Origin of the sequence: Streptomyces sp. NPDC086519 (assembly GCF_040686075.1) — a bacterium.
GTDB classification, from domain to species: Bacteria; Actinomycetota; Actinomycetes; order Streptomycetales; family Streptomycetaceae; genus Streptomyces; species Streptomyces shenzhenensis.
This window is the reverse complement of sequence record NZ_JBFBJL010000083.1, coordinates 1-18888: the sequence shown is the minus strand read 5'-3', so window position 1 is coordinate 18888 and position 18888 is coordinate 1. Positions and strand designations below refer to the sequence as shown.

The 18888-nt window shown below is 67.3% G+C and carries 10 protein-coding genes; 6 read left to right on the top strand and 4 right to left on the bottom strand.

The annotated features are described in order from the left end of the window. The first annotated feature begins 101 nt into the window (after positions 1–101). From AB0P24_RS42585 to pglZ, 4 genes are all read left to right on the top strand, one after another. Positions 102–1202 carry an XRE family transcriptional regulator gene (locus AB0P24_RS42585; RefSeq protein WP_365803905.1) on the top strand — a complete coding sequence of 367 codons (1101 nt, stop codon included), beginning with the start codon at positions 102–104 and terminating at the stop codon, positions 1200–1202. Between the two features lie 86 nt (positions 1203–1288). Continuing rightward, positions 1289–1756: a hypothetical protein gene (locus AB0P24_RS42580; RefSeq protein WP_365803903.1), complete on the top strand. Its 468-nt coding sequence runs from the start codon at positions 1289–1291 to the stop codon at positions 1754–1756. 268 nt (positions 1757–2024) lie between these two features. Then, entirely contained in the window at positions 2025–5951 is a 3927-nt protein-coding gene (locus tag AB0P24_RS42575; RefSeq protein ID WP_365803901.1) for a phage resistance protein, read from the top strand. 49 nt (positions 5952–6000) lie between these two features. Further along, the gene (gene pglZ / locus AB0P24_RS42570) at positions 6001–8880 is read left to right on the top strand and encodes a BREX-2 system phosphatase PglZ (protein ID WP_365803899.1); all 2880 of its coding nucleotides are present in this window, start codon (positions 6001–6003) and stop codon (positions 8878–8880) included. Between the two features lie 58 nt (positions 8881–8938). Here pglZ and AB0P24_RS42565 read toward each other — a convergent pair whose 3' ends face one another. Beyond that, a complete protein-coding gene (locus AB0P24_RS42565) occupies positions 8939–9991 on the bottom strand; it encodes a CBS domain-containing protein (protein WP_365803897.1) in 1053 nt (350 codons plus the stop codon). Positions 9992–9998: 7 nt separating this feature from the next. Then, positions 9999–11807, bottom strand: coding sequence for a DUF262 domain-containing protein (locus AB0P24_RS42560; RefSeq protein WP_365803895.1), 1809 nt, complete (start codon positions 11805–11807; stop codon positions 9999–10001). A 227-nt stretch (positions 11808–12034) separates the two neighbouring features. Between AB0P24_RS42560 and brxD the strand changes: the two genes are divergently transcribed. Both brxD and AB0P24_RS42550 read left to right on the top strand, forming a co-directional pair. After that, positions 12035–13372, top strand: coding sequence for a BREX system ATP-binding protein BrxD (gene brxD / locus AB0P24_RS42555; RefSeq protein ID WP_365803893.1), 1338 nt, complete (start codon positions 12035–12037; stop codon positions 13370–13372). Between the two features lie 20 nt (positions 13373–13392). Further along, a complete protein-coding gene (locus AB0P24_RS42550; protein WP_365803926.1) occupies positions 13393–15498 on the top strand; it encodes a DEAD/DEAH box helicase in 2106 nt (701 codons plus the stop codon). A 294-nt stretch (positions 15499–15792) separates the two neighbouring features. On the opposite strand, the gene AB0P24_RS42545 is transcribed toward AB0P24_RS42550, so the two are convergent. Continuing rightward, entirely contained in the window at positions 15793–17670 is a 1878-nt protein-coding gene (locus tag AB0P24_RS42545) for a DUF2075 domain-containing protein (RefSeq protein WP_365803891.1), read from the bottom strand. Between the two features lie 81 nt (positions 17671–17751). Continuing rightward, positions 17752–18744, bottom strand: coding sequence for a DUF3883 domain-containing protein (locus AB0P24_RS42540; protein WP_365803889.1), 993 nt, complete (start codon positions 18742–18744; stop codon positions 17752–17754). Between the last annotated feature and the right edge of the window lie 144 nt (positions 18745–18888).

Here is an 18888-nt window from a genome sequence, read left to right as displayed (position 1 = left end):
CCTGGCCGGCGGCCCTACCGACGTCCTTCTCATTCACTCTTCCGCGCCCAGTCAGCCGCAGTCAGCTCGACACAACCTGCCGGTGTGCGAAAATTGCACACATGGAGAGCGTGCAGAGCTGGGCAGAGATCGGCAGCCGTATCGCCCAGACCCGGGAGTCAGCCGGGTTGAGCCAAGGCGAGATGGCCTCACGCATAGGGGTCGACCGCACTGCGGTGGTGCGCATGGAACAGGGCGAGCGCAAGGTGTCCGCGCTCGAGCTCTTCCGGATCGCCGAGATCCTGGACGCACCGCCCGCGCACTTCCTCACCCAGCCACCCGCGGCACTCGTCTCCCGCCGTAAGACGCTCGACTCCCCCGCCGACGCGGCCACGCGTAACAGCTACCGGCTGGACATCCGGCTGGAAGAGCACGCACGGAACGCGGAGTGGCTGGTGACGGAGGGCTTCCTCACCCCGCCCCACTTGGACGATCTACCCGGCAGCACCAAGGCCGATCCGACCGCTCTGGCACGTGAAGCACGACGCGTGGTCGGCATTCCCCCAGGGCCACTGGGGCCGATGGCCTCAGTGGCCGAACGCTTCGGCCTGTATCTGACCGTCGTCCCGGAACCCGCCGAGGGTGCTTCGCTCCTCCTGGACTCCTACGGGGTCAGCGTGATCAGCGGCCACTCGGCCCCCGGCCGCCGACGCTGGACCGCCGCCCACGAGCTCGGGCACCACCTGTTGCGGGACGAGTACCACAGCGACGCGGGGGTCTCCGCGAGCCGGGACGAACGCGAACAGGCCATCGACGACTTCGCCGGGGAGTTTCTGCTCCCCGAGGACGAATTCGACTCCGTCTACCGGCAAGCAGTCGGCCGGGGCCTGTCCCCCCGGGAGGCCCTGATCGGTGTCGCCGCGGATTACAGGATCTCCTGGTCGTCCACGGTGTCGAGGGCACGTTGGCTCGGGCTGGTGGGCACAGCCGCCGCTCGCCGCCTCAAGGCCGATACGCCGGTACGCGGCGACTTCCTGGCCGTCCGTGGTGCCGAACCCGTACCCGATCTCGAAACGGGCGCCACCGGAACGGCTTGGCGACAGGCAGTCCTGGCTGCCTGGAAGGCCGGAGCGGTGTCGGCGGCACGCACGGTCGAGTTGCTGTACGGCGCCCTGCAGGAGAGTGAGCTGCCGGAGCAGGACCTGGAGGACGTCGGGCCATGAGCATGCAAGGGGAGGGAACGAGGCCAGCCGGACAGCTTCTCGTTTGGGACACGTCGCCGCTCCACCACGCGATCAAGGCCGGGCGCATGGACACCCTGGCGGACCTCGCCGCCGAATGCCGGGGATTACCCCGCCGCAATGTCACCACGGCCGCGGTCATCGAGGAACTGCGCCACTACGACCTGGACGTCTCGGGCCTGGGCTGGCTCGAAGTCCAGCACGTGGACGGTCTCGCCGAGCTCACCGCACTGGTGCGGTGGATGGAGCGCGTCTCCGGGCAGAAGTCCAACCATGGTGAGGCGACCGTGCTCGCCTGGGCCAACGTGCACGGTGCGGTCGCCGTGGTCGACGACCTGGACGCGCGCAAGGCGGCACGCGCCGGTGGCCTCACCGTGTGGGGTGTGCTGCGGGTGATCGCGGAAGGGGTACGGGACGGCCGCGCAACGGAGTACGTGGCGTCCGCCCTGGTCGACGCGCTGCTCGCGTCAGGCGCTCGCTACCCGTGTGGTTATGGCGGCTTCCTCGAGTGGGCGAGGAAGAGCGGATTGCTGTGAGCCGCTTACTCACATTCGCCTTACTATGACTCGTTTGAGCATCCGGAGGTCGACCGTTCCCCTCCCTCGTCCTCTTCACCCATACGCCCCATGCCGGACCCTACCGATACGATCGAAGGCCGTCCCCACGCGACACCCAGTGGCGGACGGTGCTTCCGGAGCAGCGTGGGGTGCGGGCATTGCACGCCGTTCCGGTCGACGGGGGACGCGCCGCGCTGCCCGGTGGACGTAGACGTAGGACACGAAAAGCAGGAGACGCGAGACAGAGATGGCACCGACCGCCGCCACGGCCCCCCTTCTCCGCGATGTCATCGACATCAAGACGTCCATCTCCACGTCCGACTTCGTCCTGAAGCTTGCCGAGGCGGTCACCCCGGAGGGCGCCGAGCGGGCGCTGCGGGACTACGTCGTCACCGAGCGCCTTCTCGAGAACTTCGACGAGGCGCTGAGTCTGATCAAGACCGCGCTGGACGGGCAGACGTCGAAGGCCGCGTATCTGCACGGCTCGTTCGGTTCCGGTAAGTCGCACTTCATGGCCGTGCTGCACGCCCTGCTCCGGGGCGACGAGGCCGCACGCGCCCGGACCGATTTCGATCCGGTGCTGGCCAAGCACGAGTGGCTGAGCACGGACGGGAAACGGTTCCTGCTCGTGCCGTATCACATGCTCGGGGCCAAGTCCCTGGAGCAGCGGGTGCTCGGTGGGTACGTCAGCCACGTCAAGACACTGCATGACGATGCGCCCACGCCGCAGGTCTACCGGACCGACTCCCTCTTCGCGGACATCCGCGCGCTGCGGGATCGTATGGGCGACGACAAGTTCATCGAAGGGCTCGCCGGAGCCGCGGCCGAGGGGAACACCGTCGATGCCGACGACGAGTGGGGTGACTCCTTCGCCTGGACCCCGGCGCTCCTCGACACCGCCCTCACCGCCGAGGAGCTGGACGGCGCCGAGGCCAACCTCAACCTGGTCAACCCGACCACCCCGGCCGAGCTGCGCGCCAAGCTGGTGCACGACGCGAGCACCAGCTGGTTCCCCGGCTTCGCGAAGAACGCCGCCGAGGACGAGCACGGCTTCATCTCGCTCGACGCCGGCCTCGCCGTCATCGCCGAGCACGCGAAGTCGCTGAACTACGACGGGCTGATCCTGTTCATGGACGAGCTGATCCTCTGGCTCGCCAACCGCATCCACGACCAGAAGTTCGTCTCCCGCGAAGCCGACAAGATCACCAACTTCGTGGAGGGCGCCGACTCTCGCCGCGCCATCCCGATCGTGTCGTTCATCGCACGGCAGCGCGATCTGCGGGAGCTGGTCGGCCAGGAGGTCTCCGGGGCGGCCGAGACCGCGATCCAGGACAGTCTCAACCTGGCTTCCGGGCGTTTCGACAAGATCACGCTGGAGGACCGCAACCTCCCGCAGATCGCCCACGCGCGTCTCCTGAGGCCCAAGGACGCGGAGGCCGCCGCCAAGCTCGACGCGGCGTTCGCGAAGATCAAGCGGGTCGGGCCGCAGGTGTGGGACGTGCTGCTGGGCTCCGACGAGGGGACGACCGGTGCCGACGAGGCGTCGTTCCGGCTGACGTATCCCTTCTCGCCTTCGTTCATGGACACCCTGGTCCACATCTCCTCCGCGCTGCAGCGGTCCCGTACCGGTCTGAAGCTGATGGGCCAGCTGCTGGCCGATCATCGCGACGACGCGACGCTGGAGCAGCTCATCCCGCTGGGCGACCTCTACCCGGTCATCGCGGACGGCGGCGACCGGCCGTTCGTCGACAGTCTGAAGGTGGAGTTCCAGGCCGCGGACAAGCTGTACCGCACCAAGCTGCGGCCCTATCTCCTGGCGATGTACGACGTCACCGAGGAGGACATCGAGCGCTACCGCCACCGCCGCGAGACGGTCACCGACCAGGGGCTCGTCCAGCGGTGCAAGGCGTTCGTCGGCGACGACCGGCTGATGTGCACGCTCCTGCTGTCCGCACTGGCGCCCAGTGTGCCCGCGCTGCGGGACCTGACGATCCGGCGGCTCGCCTCCCTCAACCACGGCTCGGTCATCTCCCCCATCCCGGGCGCTGAGGTCGGCGCGATCCAGTCGAAGGTCGACGAGTGGGCGGCGCGCTTCGCGGAGATCAAGCCCACAGGCACCAAGGTCAACCCGGGCGTACGGCTCGAGCTGGCCGGCGTGGACGTGGACTCCGTCATCGCCAATGCCAACGTCAACAACAACCGCTCCAACCGCCGCGCACTCGCCAAGCGGCTCCTCGCCGAAGAGCTGGGCATCGACCTCCAGGAACGGCTCACCGCGGACGAGCTTAAGTTCGTCTGGCGTGGCTCGAACCGCACGGTGGAGGTCATCTTCGGCAACATCGCCGACCACGACGACCTGCAGGACCACGACTTCGCCCCCAGCCAGGACGGGCTGTGGCGGATGATCATCGATCTGCCGTACGACGAGGGCGAGTACGGGCCGCGCGAGGACGCCAACCGCATGGCCGAGCTCCGCAGGCTTCCCGGGAACCGGCCGCGGACTGTGGGGTGGATTCCCACCCACCTGTCCGCTGCCCGCTTCCAGGACTTCCAGCGGCTGGTCGTCATCCACTACGCCCTCGCCGACCAGCGGCGCTTCGACACCAGCTACGCGCAGCACCTGAACGCCGACAACCGGGCCCGTGCCAAGGCACTGCTCGAAGACCAGCGCGAGACGCTCACCAAGACGGTGAAGGCGGCCTTCAAGCAGGCCTACGGTCTTGCGGCCAAGAAGCCGGGCGATGTCAACCCGGACTTCAACGAGCACCTGGAGCCGTTGCCCGACGTGCCGGAACTGCGCGTCTCCATCGGGCAGTCCCTGCACGACGCGGCCCGGCACGTGGCGGGCAAGCTGCTGGCCCACCAGTACCCCGCGCATCCGGACTTCGATCCCGACGGTACGGGTACCGTCGTCAAACTCGCCGACGCACGAACCGTGTTCGGGTACATCCGGGCCGCCGCGGAGGCCGGTGAACGGCAGGCCGAGATCCCGGCCAAGGAACGTCCGCTCATGCGGCGCATCGCCGCGCCGCTGGGGCTCGGCCAGCAGAAGGAGGCGTACTTCCGGCTCTCCACGCGCTGGCCGGAGCACTTCGCCCTCCAGGCGCGCGGCGAGGCCGGTCCCGGTGATCTCAGCGTCGTCCAGCTCACCGAGTGGATCGACCGTCCCGCGCCGATGGGTCTGGAGCCGTTCCTCGCCCACCTGGTGATCGCGTCGTACGCGGAGATGGACGACCGGGTCTGGGTAAGGGCCGGCGCGCTGCTCGACCCCTCGCCCGAGCTGTCGGCGATCAAGCCGCAGGACGCGCTGCGTTCCCAGCCGCTGCCCGAGGAGCACGTCTGGGAAGAGGCGGGGCGCCGCTACTGGGGGATCTTCGGGGAGGAGCCGCCCAGGCTGCGCCGGGGCCGGATGGTCGGGCAGTTCGCCCGGCGGATCACTGAGCGGGCCCGCACGTACCAGCCGCACGCGGCCGATCTGGTGGCGCAGTTGGAGAAGCACGCGACGCTGCTGGGCCTGGACGGCACCGACGAGGCCGGCCGACTGGCGATCGCCCGCCGGGCCCGGGACCTGCTGGACGAACTGCGCGGGCTGGATCAGGGTGCGGCCGGCGGTTCCGCGGCGGCGAAGCAGGTCATCTCCGCCTTCGCCGGCTTCGATCTCGGCGACGTGCCGACGAGCCGCTACGGTGCGTCGATCAAGCAGGCAGAGTCCGTCGCGGCCGCCCTGGCCACCGCGGCCTGGGACATGCTCAAGCTCGCGCCCAACTACGGGCCGCAGGGTGAGGCGGTGCTGGAGGAGTTGCGCGGCGCGGCGCGTGTCGACCAGCGCACGAAGGACCTCAAGGAGGCGTTGCTGGAGGCGCGGCGGGCCATCGTCGCCGTCATCGAGCGCAGCCAGGCACCCACCGCCGACCCGCGGAGGGCGTACGCCGCGCCCTCGCCGGCCGAACCTCTCACCAAGCCCGACGCGATCAGTCTGAGCACCGACACCAGCCGGCCGCCCGTGCCCTCCACCCACCCCGGCACCGACGGCGGACGACGTGCGGGACGCCGCTCGGGCGGTGGCCGGACCACGGCCTCCCGTGCGCTGGCCGAGTTGAAGGCCGAACTGGCCGAACTGGCGGCTGCCGAGCCGGACGCAGAGATCGAAATCAGCTGGCGGGTCGTGGAATGAGCGGAAGGCAGCGGGCGGAGAGGGTTTGGGAACAGTGAGTACGGCGGCCGTGACCACCACCAGCGCGGTGCGGCTCAACGCCGCGACCATCACCCAGTACCTGGCATCCCAGCCGGGCCTCAAGCCGGACAAGCGCAGGGTCGTGCTGCTGCGGGCCGCGCCCTCCTGGGACGGCCCCAACGAGCTGCCGTGGGGCGAGCAGCGGCGGGCCACGATCGCGGCGGCGCCCTCTCCCCTCGGCGTGTACGAGCTGCTCCTCGCACACCATAAGCCGTCGGCCACCGGGCCCGACGTACTGGTGATACTGACCGATCGCGAGGAGGCGGAACTCGGGCCCGATCTGCTGGCCAAGGTGCACCGGCAGCGGGTCAACGCCGTCGACACCTGGGACGTCGTACGGGAGGCTTTCGGTGCCGGCGCCTCCGACCACCGGCTGTTCGAGGAGAACTGGGCTGCCGAGGCACTGCTGGACGCCGCTCCGCCGCACGGCGGATGGCCGAAGCTGGCGGGCGGTGCCCTGTCGCGGCGCGAGGCGCTGACCTCGCTCGCCCTGCGCAGGCTGGGAATCGGCCGCTACGATCCGGACGCCGAGATCTCCCGCTCCGCGGCGGGAGCCGGTGACGAACTGGACATCCACACCCTGCTGCGGTGGTCTCTGGTGCCTGGGGGCCCGGAACGGCTCCTGGCGCTGCGGGCGCCCGAGCGAGCCGGGCTCGTGCGGTTCCTCGGCGAAGAGGAGCAGGCCGGGCGGGCGGGACAGGCCCTGCTCGCCCTCGTGACGGCGGAACACGGGCCGGACGCCGTCGCATTCGGGCTGGTCTGCGCGGCGCTGTGGGGACCCGCCGACGCCATGGCGGACGCGGAGGACTACCGGGCCCGGGGACGGGCCGAGCGCTGGTTCGGAGAGGAGCCGCCCGCCCAGGGTGAGCACCTGGACGCCCTCGCGGCGGCCTTCGGACGGTCCTGCGAGGAGTTCGTCTCCGCCCTGCTGCTGACGGGACGGTCGGACAGCGACGAAACGGCGGCGGAGGCCCGGCGGCTGACCGGATTCGTTCTCGACCGGGCGGCCGCCCTTGCGCGTCAGTTCGGGGCGGAACGGGCTGCAGGGGCAAGTCCCGTGCTGACGGCAGGACTTGAGGCACGCTTCGCCGCTGTCGGTGAGGCGCTGTCGAGCGGTGGCTCCGAGCGGATCACATCCGCGGTGAAGGCCCTCAGCGGACACCGGCTCGCCCGGGATCCCGACTACAGCGTCCGTATCGAGCGGGCGCGCATGGCGCAGCGGCTGGCACGTTGGCTCGCGACCGACCCGCCGGTAGAGACCCACACGGTGGCGGATGCCATCGCCCGTCACGTCACCGAGACGGGCTGGGTGGACCTGGCGCTGGAGCACATCGAGTCCGGGGGCGATCCCGATCCGGCGCTTCGGTCCGCGTACGACGCTCTGTGCGCCTCGGCGCGCGACCGTCGGCGCGAGATCGACCGGCACTTCGCCCAGGTGCTTGCCGTCCGGGCGGCGACCGACCGTGGTCCCGGCTCGATGCCGGCCGTGGAGACGTTCCTCCCCGAGGTCGTCGCCCCGGTCGTGAAGGCCGGAGAGCGGAGAGTGCTGCTCCTCGTGCTCGACGGCATGAGCGCCGCCATCGCCGCCGAGCTCGGCGAGCAACTGCGCGACCACTGGGTCGAGTACGACCCGCTGCCCGGAGCGAAGGACGCTCCGCGGCGCCGCGCGATGGCAGCCGCGCTCCCCACGGTCACCTCCGTGTCGCGGACCTCGCTCTTCGCAGCACGGCTGATGAAGGGGACGCAGGCCGACGAGAAGAGGCTGTTCCCCGCGCACCGCTTCTGGGGCGGGGAGGACGTGGCGGTCTTCCACAAGGACGATCTGCGCGCCGAGACCAGCGGTGAGCCGTTCGGGCCCGAGCTGCACGAGGCGCTCGTCCGCGACCGTACGCATGTGGCCGTGGTCCTCAACACCGTGGACGACCGGCTGGCCTCCGAGCAGAAACTCGGTGACGGTGCCTGGCGGCTGTCCGACATAGGGGGGCTGCGAGCACTGCTTCGCTCTGCCGCGGACCAGGGCCGAGCGGTGATCCTCACCAGCGACCACGGCCATGTCACCGATCGACGGTCGGCGCGGGTGGACGCCGAGGATGTGCGGTCCGCGCGGCACCGTGGCCCAGGAGGTCCGCTCGTGGAGCAGGAAATCGTGCTGAAAGGCCCTCGAGTTCTCGACCCGGAACCGGAGAGCGAGATCGTCGCCCTCTGGGACGCCGACACCCGCTACACGTCACGCAAGGCCGGCTATCATGGCGGCGCGTCCCTGGCAGAGTTCGCCATCCCGGTGCTGGCTTTCCTGCCCTTCGGGGCGAAGCCGCCGAGCGGCTGGCGGGAGCTGGGGAACCAGCAGCCGAGCTGGTGGTCGCTGGACCCGCAGGCTCAGGAGCAGCCGCCGCGTGCTCAGGCGGCCGCAATTCCGGCACCGGTACCGAAGAAGCCCGCCAAGCGGAGCAAGAACGAGACGGAACTCGCCAAGAGCCATGACGCTCTGTTCGATGTGGCCCTCGTCCCAGCGGAGTCCGAGGACGGAGCGTTGCTCTCCGCAGCTCCCGTATCTCCGAGCGATGCCCTGGTCGAGGCGTTCCTCCGGTCCGAGGTCTTCACGGCACAGGTGCAGCTGCTCGCCCGCAAACCGGATCTCGTGCGGGTGGAGAAGGCTGTACTTGCCCTGTTGGACGCCGGCGGCACGCTGCCGATGACTGCTCTGGCCCAGCGTGTCGGGCTGCCCGCGAACCGACCGGCCGACGGCTTCGCGGCCGTGCTAAGGCAGTTGCTCAACCACGACGGTGTCCAGGTACTGGAAACACTGCCGGACGGGCGAACCCTACGACTGCACACCGGACTGCTTCGGGACCAGTTCGAACTGAGCTGAGCAGAGGACTGTGAGCCGGTCCTGGAGGTGACACCCAGGACCGGCTCACCACCGTTCGTCAGGTGAGCTGGCGCAGCAGTCCCACGAACTGGCGCAGTTCCTCGCTCCGCTGTGGCGACAGCGGCTCCGCGTCGAAGTGCGCGATCTGGTTCCGGATGTTGCGCACCCGGTTGAGCTGGTGCACGAACTGGACCTGGTTCACTCCGGACCAGCCGAGAGTCTGCCAGTTCTGGTCCGCCTCAGCGCACTTCTGTTCCAGGCGCTGTCCGTTCTTGTTCCGCTGGTCGCCATCGAGGAGTATCACGTACTGGCCGAATGTGAGGTCCGTGATCTTCCCTGTCTTGTTGTCGTTCCGCTGCACCTTGCGGATGGCGTCCTCGCTCAGCTTTGCACCAAGGCACTTGCGCAACCGGAGTTCGATCTCGCCCACGACGAAGAACGGCCACGCCGTGGCGTCGAAGCGCTGGGTGATGTCCGTGGCCGTGACGATGCCGCTGATTCGCCCGTTGTGGGCTCTGACCAGCACATATCCGTGCTCGCAGACATTGGGGAGCATGGCGAAGAAGTCGTCGTGGGCATGCGCGACCGGCGGGTCCTCCACAATCGCGTTGGCCAACGCCACGGTCGCCCCTGTGCCGTACATCTTGGCCACCGAGCGCCAGGTGACGACACCCGTCACCGTGTACTGGTCCTCCAGGACCGGGATCTGGGAGTAGTTCTTCGTGTGCATGATGTAGGTCGCCTCGGTGAGGTCCGAGGCAGAGGTGACCGAGTCGACCCCGGCATGGGCACTCGGAAGGTCACCGATACGGAAGGGCTGCTGCGGCAGCGCACCGAGCAGCAGCCCGGCCTCGTCCTCCTGCTCCTCGTCCGCGCCGTCCCCGTCGCCCGTCGCTGCGGATCCCTGGGCGACGATGTGGATCTCGGACTGGCTGCCGCAGGTGGCGAAGTACGGCAGGGTCGCGAGACCGACCTCCTTCAGCCGCTGCTCGATGAGCAGGATTGCCTGGTCGTTGCGGAACCGGGTGTTGAAGCAGGTCAGGAGCTCGACGAGAGGTATGCGGCGGCCTTTGAACGCGAGCAGTTCGTCGTCAGAGGGGTTCCGGAGCACGGCCGCGTCACCCGACCTTCAGGTCGCGGAAGACGGTGCGCTTGCCCATGGCGGACATGACGAGCTCGAGCAGTTGCTTGGACCTGTTCTCGTAGAACTGCTCGAAATCGCCCGAGTGCAACGCGGCGGGGTCGATGAGGTGCGTGCCGATGACGTCATCGAACCACTCCGGACGCATACCTGACTCGAGCGCGAGCGTCTTGAGGTAACCGGCAGGTGATCCGGTCATGCTCTTGCTGGCCCGGAGCGACAGAGGTGTCTTGTTGATGATCGAGTTCGCCCTGTTGCTATAGACCCCGTGGTTCTTGTCGATCCACGCCTTCGGGAAGATCTGACGCACATCCACGCTGTACTCGGCCAGTCGCGTCGCATTCAGGGGTGCCTCGGTGAAGTACCAGTCAACAGCTCCCTGCTTGACCAGGAGAGCGTAAATCCCCTTGTACGCGGCGCTGTTGCGCGTGCTGAGGGTGTCCAGCCTGTCATCCAGGAAGGCGGCCTCGGTGATGGTGTCGGGGACGACCTCAGGATTGCCCTGCAGTCGTTCGATCAGCTGTTCCACATCACGGGTGAAGCGGCTCTCCGTCGAGCCGCCGTACATCTCACCGAGCACACCGCACCAGTACCACTGCGTGAGCAGTTCGTCGGCCGCCGCGGTGTCGGTCTCCTCCCCAAGGATGGTCCGCACCGCGGCCAGCGGTACGAGCTGAGTGCGATACGGCAGGTCGGGAGCGCGCACAATGCACTGCCGCTCCAGGAAGCCCCCCACCCACTCGAAGGCCTGCGCGACGCGCGGTGCGAGCCGACTGAAGTCGGCGAGCGGCAGTTCCAACAGGTCACGGCGCTTGCAGGAGACTGCGGCGCGCGGCTCCTGTCGCTTGCGCTCCCACGTACGGACGAGCGCCACGGCCTGCAGGAAATCACTGCTGCTGAGCCCGTCCTCGACGCCCGCCTCCATGCGTCCGAACACGGGGTAAGACGATGCGAGGCCCTTCTTGATGTCCAGCCAGACCTCGGGAAGTTTGTAGTAGTCGCCGTGCTGGGCCACGTATTCCTGGTTGCCCGCGTAGGTGGCCGTCAGCAGTTCGAAGACGTTGAGCGGCACGCCTCCGGTGTTCACCCGCTCGAACACGGCACAGACCGCGTCCATGGTCGTGGAAGCGGCGAGTTTGATCATCGGCACCTGGAACGACTGCATGCGGCTGAGCACGTACTGCTGGAACTGCCCCCACAGCCCCCAGTTCGTGACGTCGACCTTCACGAACTCCTGGTGCCAAGCGTTCACACGCTGGGTGTCGAATACGAAGTGGAGCGGGAAGTAACCAGCGGCGCATTCCCCCTCGACGGTTGTCAGGTCGATGGTGTCCCTACGGTTGAAGCCGGTCTTCAGAATCCGGTCCTCGGGCACGGACACAATGGCGTCGTCACGCTCGGCCGGCGACCCGACGGCCTTGGCGATGTCGATGTAGTACCAGCGCCTCAGCTCCTTGTTCCGGGTGTCCACCGTCTCGACGGGACGGTCCCGATGCAGTGCCTGGAAGAGGGAGGTCAGACGCTGCTGCCCGTCGAGCAGCAGGAGGTCGGGCACCGTGGCCTGCGCGTCCTCGGCACCCTTGAGTGTGCGGGTGCGGAACGGTGACGTGCCGTTGGTCTGCAGTGCCATCACGACGCCCAGCGGATAGTCGAGTGTCACCGTCGCGATGAGTGCCCGGATGCGCTCGTCGTCCCACTTCCACTCCCGTTGGAAGTCAGGGAGTTGTAATGCGCCGGAGGCGACGTCCGCGAGGGCGTCGCTGAGTTTCAGACTGTCGAGTGCCACGCTGTGTCTTCCCGTGTCGGACCTGAACGGTGAGTCGCACCGGTCACCGATGGTGAACACGCAATTGCACCAATGGTTGTGGGTGCAGTCAAGGTGGTTCGACCAACCTCGAGCAGTCCGCAGAGGCCGGAATGTCCGGAGGCCGGCTCACATGCCGGTCGGGACTGTGAAGCCGTGCTCTTGGTGGTGCGGCATCCCGACATCCAGCCAAATGGGAGACTGTCCGGGTGAGGACAGAGAGCCCTGGTGGAAGCGGACCCGTCAGTGCCGCCCGGCGTCGCGACGTGATCGATGCCCTGCGCCGAGGAGCCGTTCCGGAAACGGGACTGGATCTGCTGGCAACCGGCCTGGACCGGTTCGAATCCGCGCTCGATGCGGAACTCGACGCCGTCAGGTCCGGCGCCTCGGTGTTCAAGGCGGTGCGAGGCGAGTACGGGTCAGGCAAGACGTTCTTCGCCCGATGGCTCGGTGAGCGTGCCAAGCGGCGCAACTTCGCCGTGGCCGAGATCCAGATCTCGGAGACCGAGACCCCGCTGCACAAGCTCGAGACCGTCTACCGTCGCCTCACCGAGCGGCTGACCACGTCCGGATTCCCTCCGAGTGCGCTCCGGCCGGTCGTGGACGCGTGGTTCTACGCCCTTGAGGAGGACGCGCTTGCCGACGGCGCCTCGGAGGAGGACCTGCCAGGCAAGGTCGAACAGCTGATGACCGCCCGGCTCACCGAGGTATCCCGACACGCTCCGTCGTTTGCGACGGCCCTGCGGGGGTATCGCACCGCGGTCACCGCGGGCGACGAGGCCACCGCCTCGGCCGTCATGGCGTGGCTGGGCGGACAACCGCATGTGGCCGCGGCGGCCCGCAGGTCCGCCGGGGTGCGCGGCGACCTCGACCATTTCGGCGCCCTGGGGTTCCTGCAGGGGCTGCTCACCGTGCTACGCGACTCCGGGCACGCGGGCCTGTTCGTCGTGCTGGACGAGGTGGAAACCCTGCAGCGGGTCCGCTCCGATGCCCGTGACAAGGCGCTGAACGCGCTGCGCCAGCTCATCGACGAGGTGCACTCCGGACGCTTCCCCGGTCTCTATCTGCTGATCACCGGCACGCCGGCGTTCTACGACGGCCGACAGGGCGTGCAGCGTCTGGCTCCGCTGGCCCAGCGGCTGGCCACCGACTTCACCACCGATCCTCGCTTCGACAACCCGCGTGCCGTGCAACTCAGGCTTCCGGGCTTCACTCTGGAGTCGCTGATCGGTCTGGGGCTGACCATCCGAAACCTGTATGCATCCGGGTCTTCGGCACCTGAGCGAGTCAAGGAGATCACAGACGACACATATGTCGCCGACCTGGCCAAGGCCGTCGGCGGGGCGCTGGGGGGCAAGGTGGGTGTAGCGCCTCGGCTGTTCCTCAAGAAGCTCGTCGGCGACGTCCTCGACCGTGTGGACCAGTTCGAGGACTTCGATCCGCGCAAACACTACGCGCTCACGGTGAACGCCTCGGAGCTGACCGAGGTCGAGCGCAACGCCGCGGCGGTCGACATCGCCGATGATGTCGAACTGGACCTCCCGTGAGCGAGGTGGCGCCCGACCCGATGGACCTGCTTCACCCGGGGTTGGTCCACCATGTCGTGAACACCCTGGGCTGGCCCCGTCTGCGGACCCTCCAGGAGGAGGCGATCGCTCCCCTGACGGACGGGGCGGACGCCGTGCTGATCGCCCCCACCGCAGGCGGGAAGACCGAGGCCGCATGCTTCCCATTGCTGTCGCGGATGGCGCAGGAGAAATGGGACGGCACCTCGGTCCTCTACGTATGTCCGCTGAAGGCGCTGCTCAACAACCTGCTGCCCCGACTGGAGACGTACACCTCCTGGCTGGGGCGCACAGCCGCGCTCTGGCACGGCGATGTCACAGACTCCCGCCGCAAGCGCATCCTGCGCGAACGGCCGGATGTGCTGCTGACCACTCCCGAGTCCCTGGAAGCCATGCTGGTCAGCGTCAACGTCGACCACCGGGCGTTCTTCTCCGGACTGCGGGCGATCGTCGTCGACGAGGTGCACGCTTTCGCGGGCGACGACCGGGGGTGGCATCTACTGGCCGTACTGGAACGACTGGAGCGGGTGGCCGGGCGCCCGGTGCAGCGGGTCGGTCTGTCCGCGACCGTGGGTAACCCAGAGGAGCTGCTCACCTGGTTGCAGGGAGCAAAGGCCGGGCGGCGCACGGCACAGGTCGTCGCCCCGCACCTGAAGGAGAAGGTACGGAAACTGCCCCCGCCCGGGGATGTCCAGCTCGATTATGTGGGGTCCTTGGTCAATGCGGCGACAGTGATCGCGGCACTGCACCGGGGCGAGAAACGACTGGTCTTCTGCGAGTCGCGCAAGCAGGTCGAGGAACTCGGCGCGGCACTGCGGGCGAAGGGCCTGACCACCTTCCTGTCCCATGCGTCGCTGTCCGCAGACGAACGGCGGCGGGCGGAGGAAGCGTTCGCGGAGGCTCGCGACTGCGTGATCGTCTCCACCAGCACCCTGGAACTGGGCATCGATGTCGGCGACCTCGACCGGGTCGTCCAGATCGATGCACCAAGCACCGTGGCCTCGTTCCTGCAGCGGCTGGGCCGCACCGGTCGACGGCCCGGATCCAGCCGCAACTGCCTGTTCCTCGCCACCGACGACGCCGGCCTGCTGTCCGCGGCGGCGCTTCTGCTGCTCTGGTCGCGCGGCTGGGTGGAGCCGGTCGTCGCTCCTCCGGAGCCCCGGCACATCGCCGCGCAACAGGTGCTGGCGCTCTGCCTCCAGGAGCACCGGGTCGGTGACCGGCTGTGGCAGGAGTGGTGGGGAGGCCTCGGTCCATTCGGCCCTTCCGCCGAGCCGATCGTGCGCCACCTGGTCGAGGAGGGCTACCTGGACCGGGACGGCGAACTGCTGTTCATCGGCCCAGAGGCCGAAAAGCGGTTCGGCTACCGGCACTTCATGGACCTCACCGCGGTCTTCACCGCTGCCCCCGAGTTCACTGTGCTGTCGGGCCGCGCTGAGATCGGCACCACAGATCCCGTGCTGCTCACGGACGAGGTTGTCGGCCCTCGCCGACTTCTGCTCGCCGGGCGTAGCTGGCAGGTGACGTACATCGACTGGTCGCGCCGCCGCTGCTTCGTCGAGCCCGTGGAAAGTGGCGGGCGGGCTCGGTGGGGAGGTGTCGGCCTGACCCGTACCTCGTCGTACGAGCTGGCACGGGCGGCCCGCGACATCCTGCTCGGCGCGACCCCTCCGGTCAGGCTCACCCGCCGTGCCGAAAGTGCCCTCGCTCGCGTGCGCGACGAGAGCGCCGAGTTCGTGTACCGCGACGGCACCGTCATCATGCGGGGAGGCCGCGACACGAATGTGCGGTGGTGGACATGGGCCGGCTATCGCACCAATGCCACTCTGGCCGCCACCCTCTCCACCATCGCCGATCCGCTTCAGCGCCCCACTGACACCTACGTGCGGCTGCGTGAGGACATCACGCGTCAGGACTGGAAGCGAGCAACTGCGGAAGCCGTCGACCACCTGTGCCTCCCGGCGGTGGACCCCCGTGCGCTGGCCGGACTGAAGTTCAATGCGGCCCTCCCACCGCGTCTGGCCGAAGCAACACTCGCGGCCCGGTTGGCCGACCTGGACGGTGCAGCCGCTTCGCTCCGCGAGGCCGTGAGATTCACTGATCGTTAACTCACGGAGTCCAAGACCAGGCCCGGCGGCACGTGCGATGGCGAGCAGGCTCGGGCTCCCGAGCAGCAGCTGTAGGCCGACCCCCGGCGCCTCACTTGATCTGCATAAGATGGCTTCGCCGTTGATCTCGGCGTCGGCGGCACGCAGGAACGCCCTGCCGAGGATCGCTCAGAGCGCTTCGTCCTCGAGAGGCGGAAAACCTTGCCATCGCCCTTGTGGATTGCCGAGACGATGCGCCGGTAATAGTCGTCCGGTTCCTCGGAGGCCACGGCGAATCGAGTAATTGACGAAGGGTTACTCACTCACCTGCTTGATCCCAGCGGGAACGAGGCTGCACAGCATGGCCCGAGTCTCGGGGTCGGTTGAGTACAGGATCGTTCCGGCCAGTCCCCGCGTAAGTAGCACTTTGTAAGTGTTTCGTATGAGGCGGTCGAAATCTTCTGGTGCAGCCTTTTTCACTGTGTGATCCTTGCTCCCTCCGCGGACAGCACGCCACCCATTTCCGCGCCACACCAGGTCGGGACCGAAGATCACTCCGTTCCAGGCGTATTCGAATCCCTGGGCCGTATAAATGCACCCGATCTGCTCAAATCCTGACGGATCAGTGGCCCACAGAGATGATACGGGCGCCCCACCTACCGCTCGTTCACCTCTGAGGTTCCAGGGCCTGCGCCATGCCCCAATGACTACGTCGTCGACCAAGCTGCCGTCAATTCGCGGATCGCTCCACTGCCAGCAGAATCCCGCCGTCATGCGAGAAGTGTAGCCAGATTCTTGTCGACTACGGAGATAGCTCTCCATGGTTTGAGGCGATTCAGCGACGAGCAACTCGAAATCTTCTTCAGACTGCCATTGAATCGGGCCACCGGGTTCAAGGCCGAGGAGACGGAGGACCCAGTGTTCGTAGGCACGGCTCCCGCCGCACCGGAACTGGCTGTTGAGATCGACATGGCGAACAATGCACCCACGGGCGTGAGCCGCCTCGTCAATGGTCTTGACACTTCCCATCTCCCCTGGCCTCACGACCTGATGCTCATCGAGGAGGAAGACGGGGACCCTGGCTGCGTCGATGAGTTCCTCCACTTGACTTCGACCGCTCCGATGCCCGGCGTACGCGCCCTGCCCTGACGACCGCTGACGAATGCGATGGGCTTCGTCGCAGATCAAGACGTCCAGCCCGTTTCGTTCGGCATTCGCGAAGTCGAAGAAATAACGGAAGAGCTTTGGAATGCGGCCGTTCCTGACGCCGATGACGTGCCGGAGAGTGGTGGTGAAGGACTTGGATCCGGTTGCGTGGACAACACTTCGCCCATTCCTCCCAAGGTGTCCCATGAGGTGCAGCGCGATGACGCTCTTACCCGAACCAGGACCCCCGGATATCACTATGACTTCCTTTTGGTCCGACTGTCGCGAAAGGTCTGCAGCCCGCTTCACTAAACGAGCCGCTACCTCTTGCTCATCCATCAGGAGGAACGCATCGCCGTCGATTATCTCGGCAGCGGCGGCACGCATTAATTGACGGCCAGGAGCCTGGGGGCTGGCCAGAAGGGAATCACCCTCGGGAGAGCCATCCAGGGCAGAAAGTCGGGCCTGCAGATACTTGATTAGTTCGCCGCGGGATGTATCCGTGAAGAGTTGCGCCCTCGCGTCGGGATATCTTAATAGTTCGCTGACATTGCGATCGACTGCGTAGTGCAGATAGGCCACGCCCGCGACGGCGTCCTCCTGATCACTCAGCACATTCGTGAAGTCCTGCAGGTAGTCGCAGTAGCGACGTACCTGGGCCACGGGATGCAGAACCGGTCGATTGCCCATTCTCGCCACTAAACATAAATTGTCAGTATTGGGAACAAGGCGCGCTTCGCTCCACTGCTTGAGCTCGACGATGACGTAGGACGGTCTGCCCGTCGTGGGGTGGGAGCCGGCGAGTATAACGTCTGCGCGCAGGCTGGTAAGGGGTAATCGGTGCTCGATCAGCACCTCGATGTCATCAAGCCCCGCGTCACGCAGAACCTCTGCCAAGGCCGGGAGGCTGTTCTCCCACGAGTGGCGTTCACTGGGCGACGGGTCCTGGGAGAGTACGGAGCGGTACTTCTGGGCGAGCCGCTCGAAGAACCCTCCGTCACTGCACTGGTCGAACAGGGCACGTGCGGACATGCGAAGAAGAGGCACGGACCATCTCCATGAGGGCGGTGAACTCGAAGGCAAGGGGCTGGCGGAGGCTCCCGGAACCTGTGCGGTGCATCGGTGCAGTCAGGCGAGCGGCAGTCGGTACTCGAAGCTCCGCGGCCTCAGGTCCTCCTCAGCCGGCGCCCAGTCATGGAGGTGCAGCACCCTGCCGCCACTCGCTGCGTAGTTGTCGGTCCGAAAGTCCACCTTGATGTCGCTGACCACAAACAGGTCAACGGTGTTCTGCGGGTCCCGAGCATGCTCGACCTCGTTGATCGTCAGGTCGACGCTTGTGGCCGCTCCCGTTGTCCCCTTCACCTCAACGCGGCGCTCTTCCCTGCCACGAGTGCAGTGGAGGTCGTACGGCTTGCCCAGGCGTTCGACTGTCCAGCCCTCTCCCTCGTAGTGAGCGACTGCCATGTCCTCCGCGTGCAGTTCGATGGCCTTGCGCTTCTTGGGGTCGGAGACGAAGCCAGCTCCACTGGAGGGCCGCTTCGGTGGCTTGGGCGGCTTCACCTGCTCCTCGGTGAAGCCGGGGGTGCGGTTCAGGGCCACCGTCTGCTGTTCGGACCAGTTCGTCGGGATCCCGGCCGCATCGAGCAATGGCTGCGGATCCATGTCGACAAGCATGCCTATGCCTTGTTGAGTCCCTGAAATACGTATGGCGTCACTGGCAGCCGTTCCAAGCGGCCCGTCCTCATCGAGACTGACCTCGTGAAGAACAGCCAACGGCTCGATGCCGAAGCGGACCGGGTACTTGATGGCGTTCTCGGCTTCCTCGTCCGGCCAGTGAGGAGCTTCTGCCTCGTAGAAGTTCTCACGTAGTTCGAACAGGTACAGAGTGATCCTCTTGGTACTCCAGAGGTCGAGTTTTACGCGGGGCCCCACTCCCGTGCCCAACACTGCGAAACGTGGGCGCGCGGACCGGTACTCGGTCCTCCACCGAGGGAATCCCCACGACCGGGTTTCGATCCCGTACTGCAGGTTGCGCTGGGTTTCGGGCGATTGGCCAACGTGGACCATCACGAAGGAGGCTGTCCGCGGCGGACGGCGGAGCGAGGCAGGAAGGTCGTCCATGCGGCTGTCCTCATGCCTCGACAAGTGCCTTCCTCCGTGACCGCCCGCCTCTGCGTCGATCCCATCGATCGGCTGAATTCCATGACCAGTCCGCATGACGATCATATTTTCATATAACTAAGGCCATCGGAGGGCGACTTGGCA

Bases quoted from the DNA above. Each gene is read 5' to 3' on its own strand.
- AB0P24_RS42585 (WP_365803905.1), top strand. From the start codon at position 102: ATGGAGAGCGTGCAGAGCTGGGCAGAGATCGGCAGCCGTATCGCCCAG.
- AB0P24_RS42550 (WP_365803926.1), top strand. From the start codon at position 13,393: ATGGACCTGCTTCACCCGGGGTTGGTCCACCATGTCGTGAACACCCTG.
- AB0P24_RS42575 (WP_365803901.1), top strand. From the start codon at position 2,025: ATGGCACCGACCGCCGCCACGGCCCCCCTTCTCCGCGATGTCATCGAC.
- AB0P24_RS42540 (WP_365803889.1), bottom strand. From the start codon at position 18,744: ATGGACGACCTTCCTGCCTCGCTCCGCCGTCCGCCGCGGACAGCCTCC.
- AB0P24_RS42580 (WP_365803903.1), top strand. From the start codon at position 1,289: ATGGACACCCTGGCGGACCTCGCCGCCGAATGCCGGGGATTACCCCGC.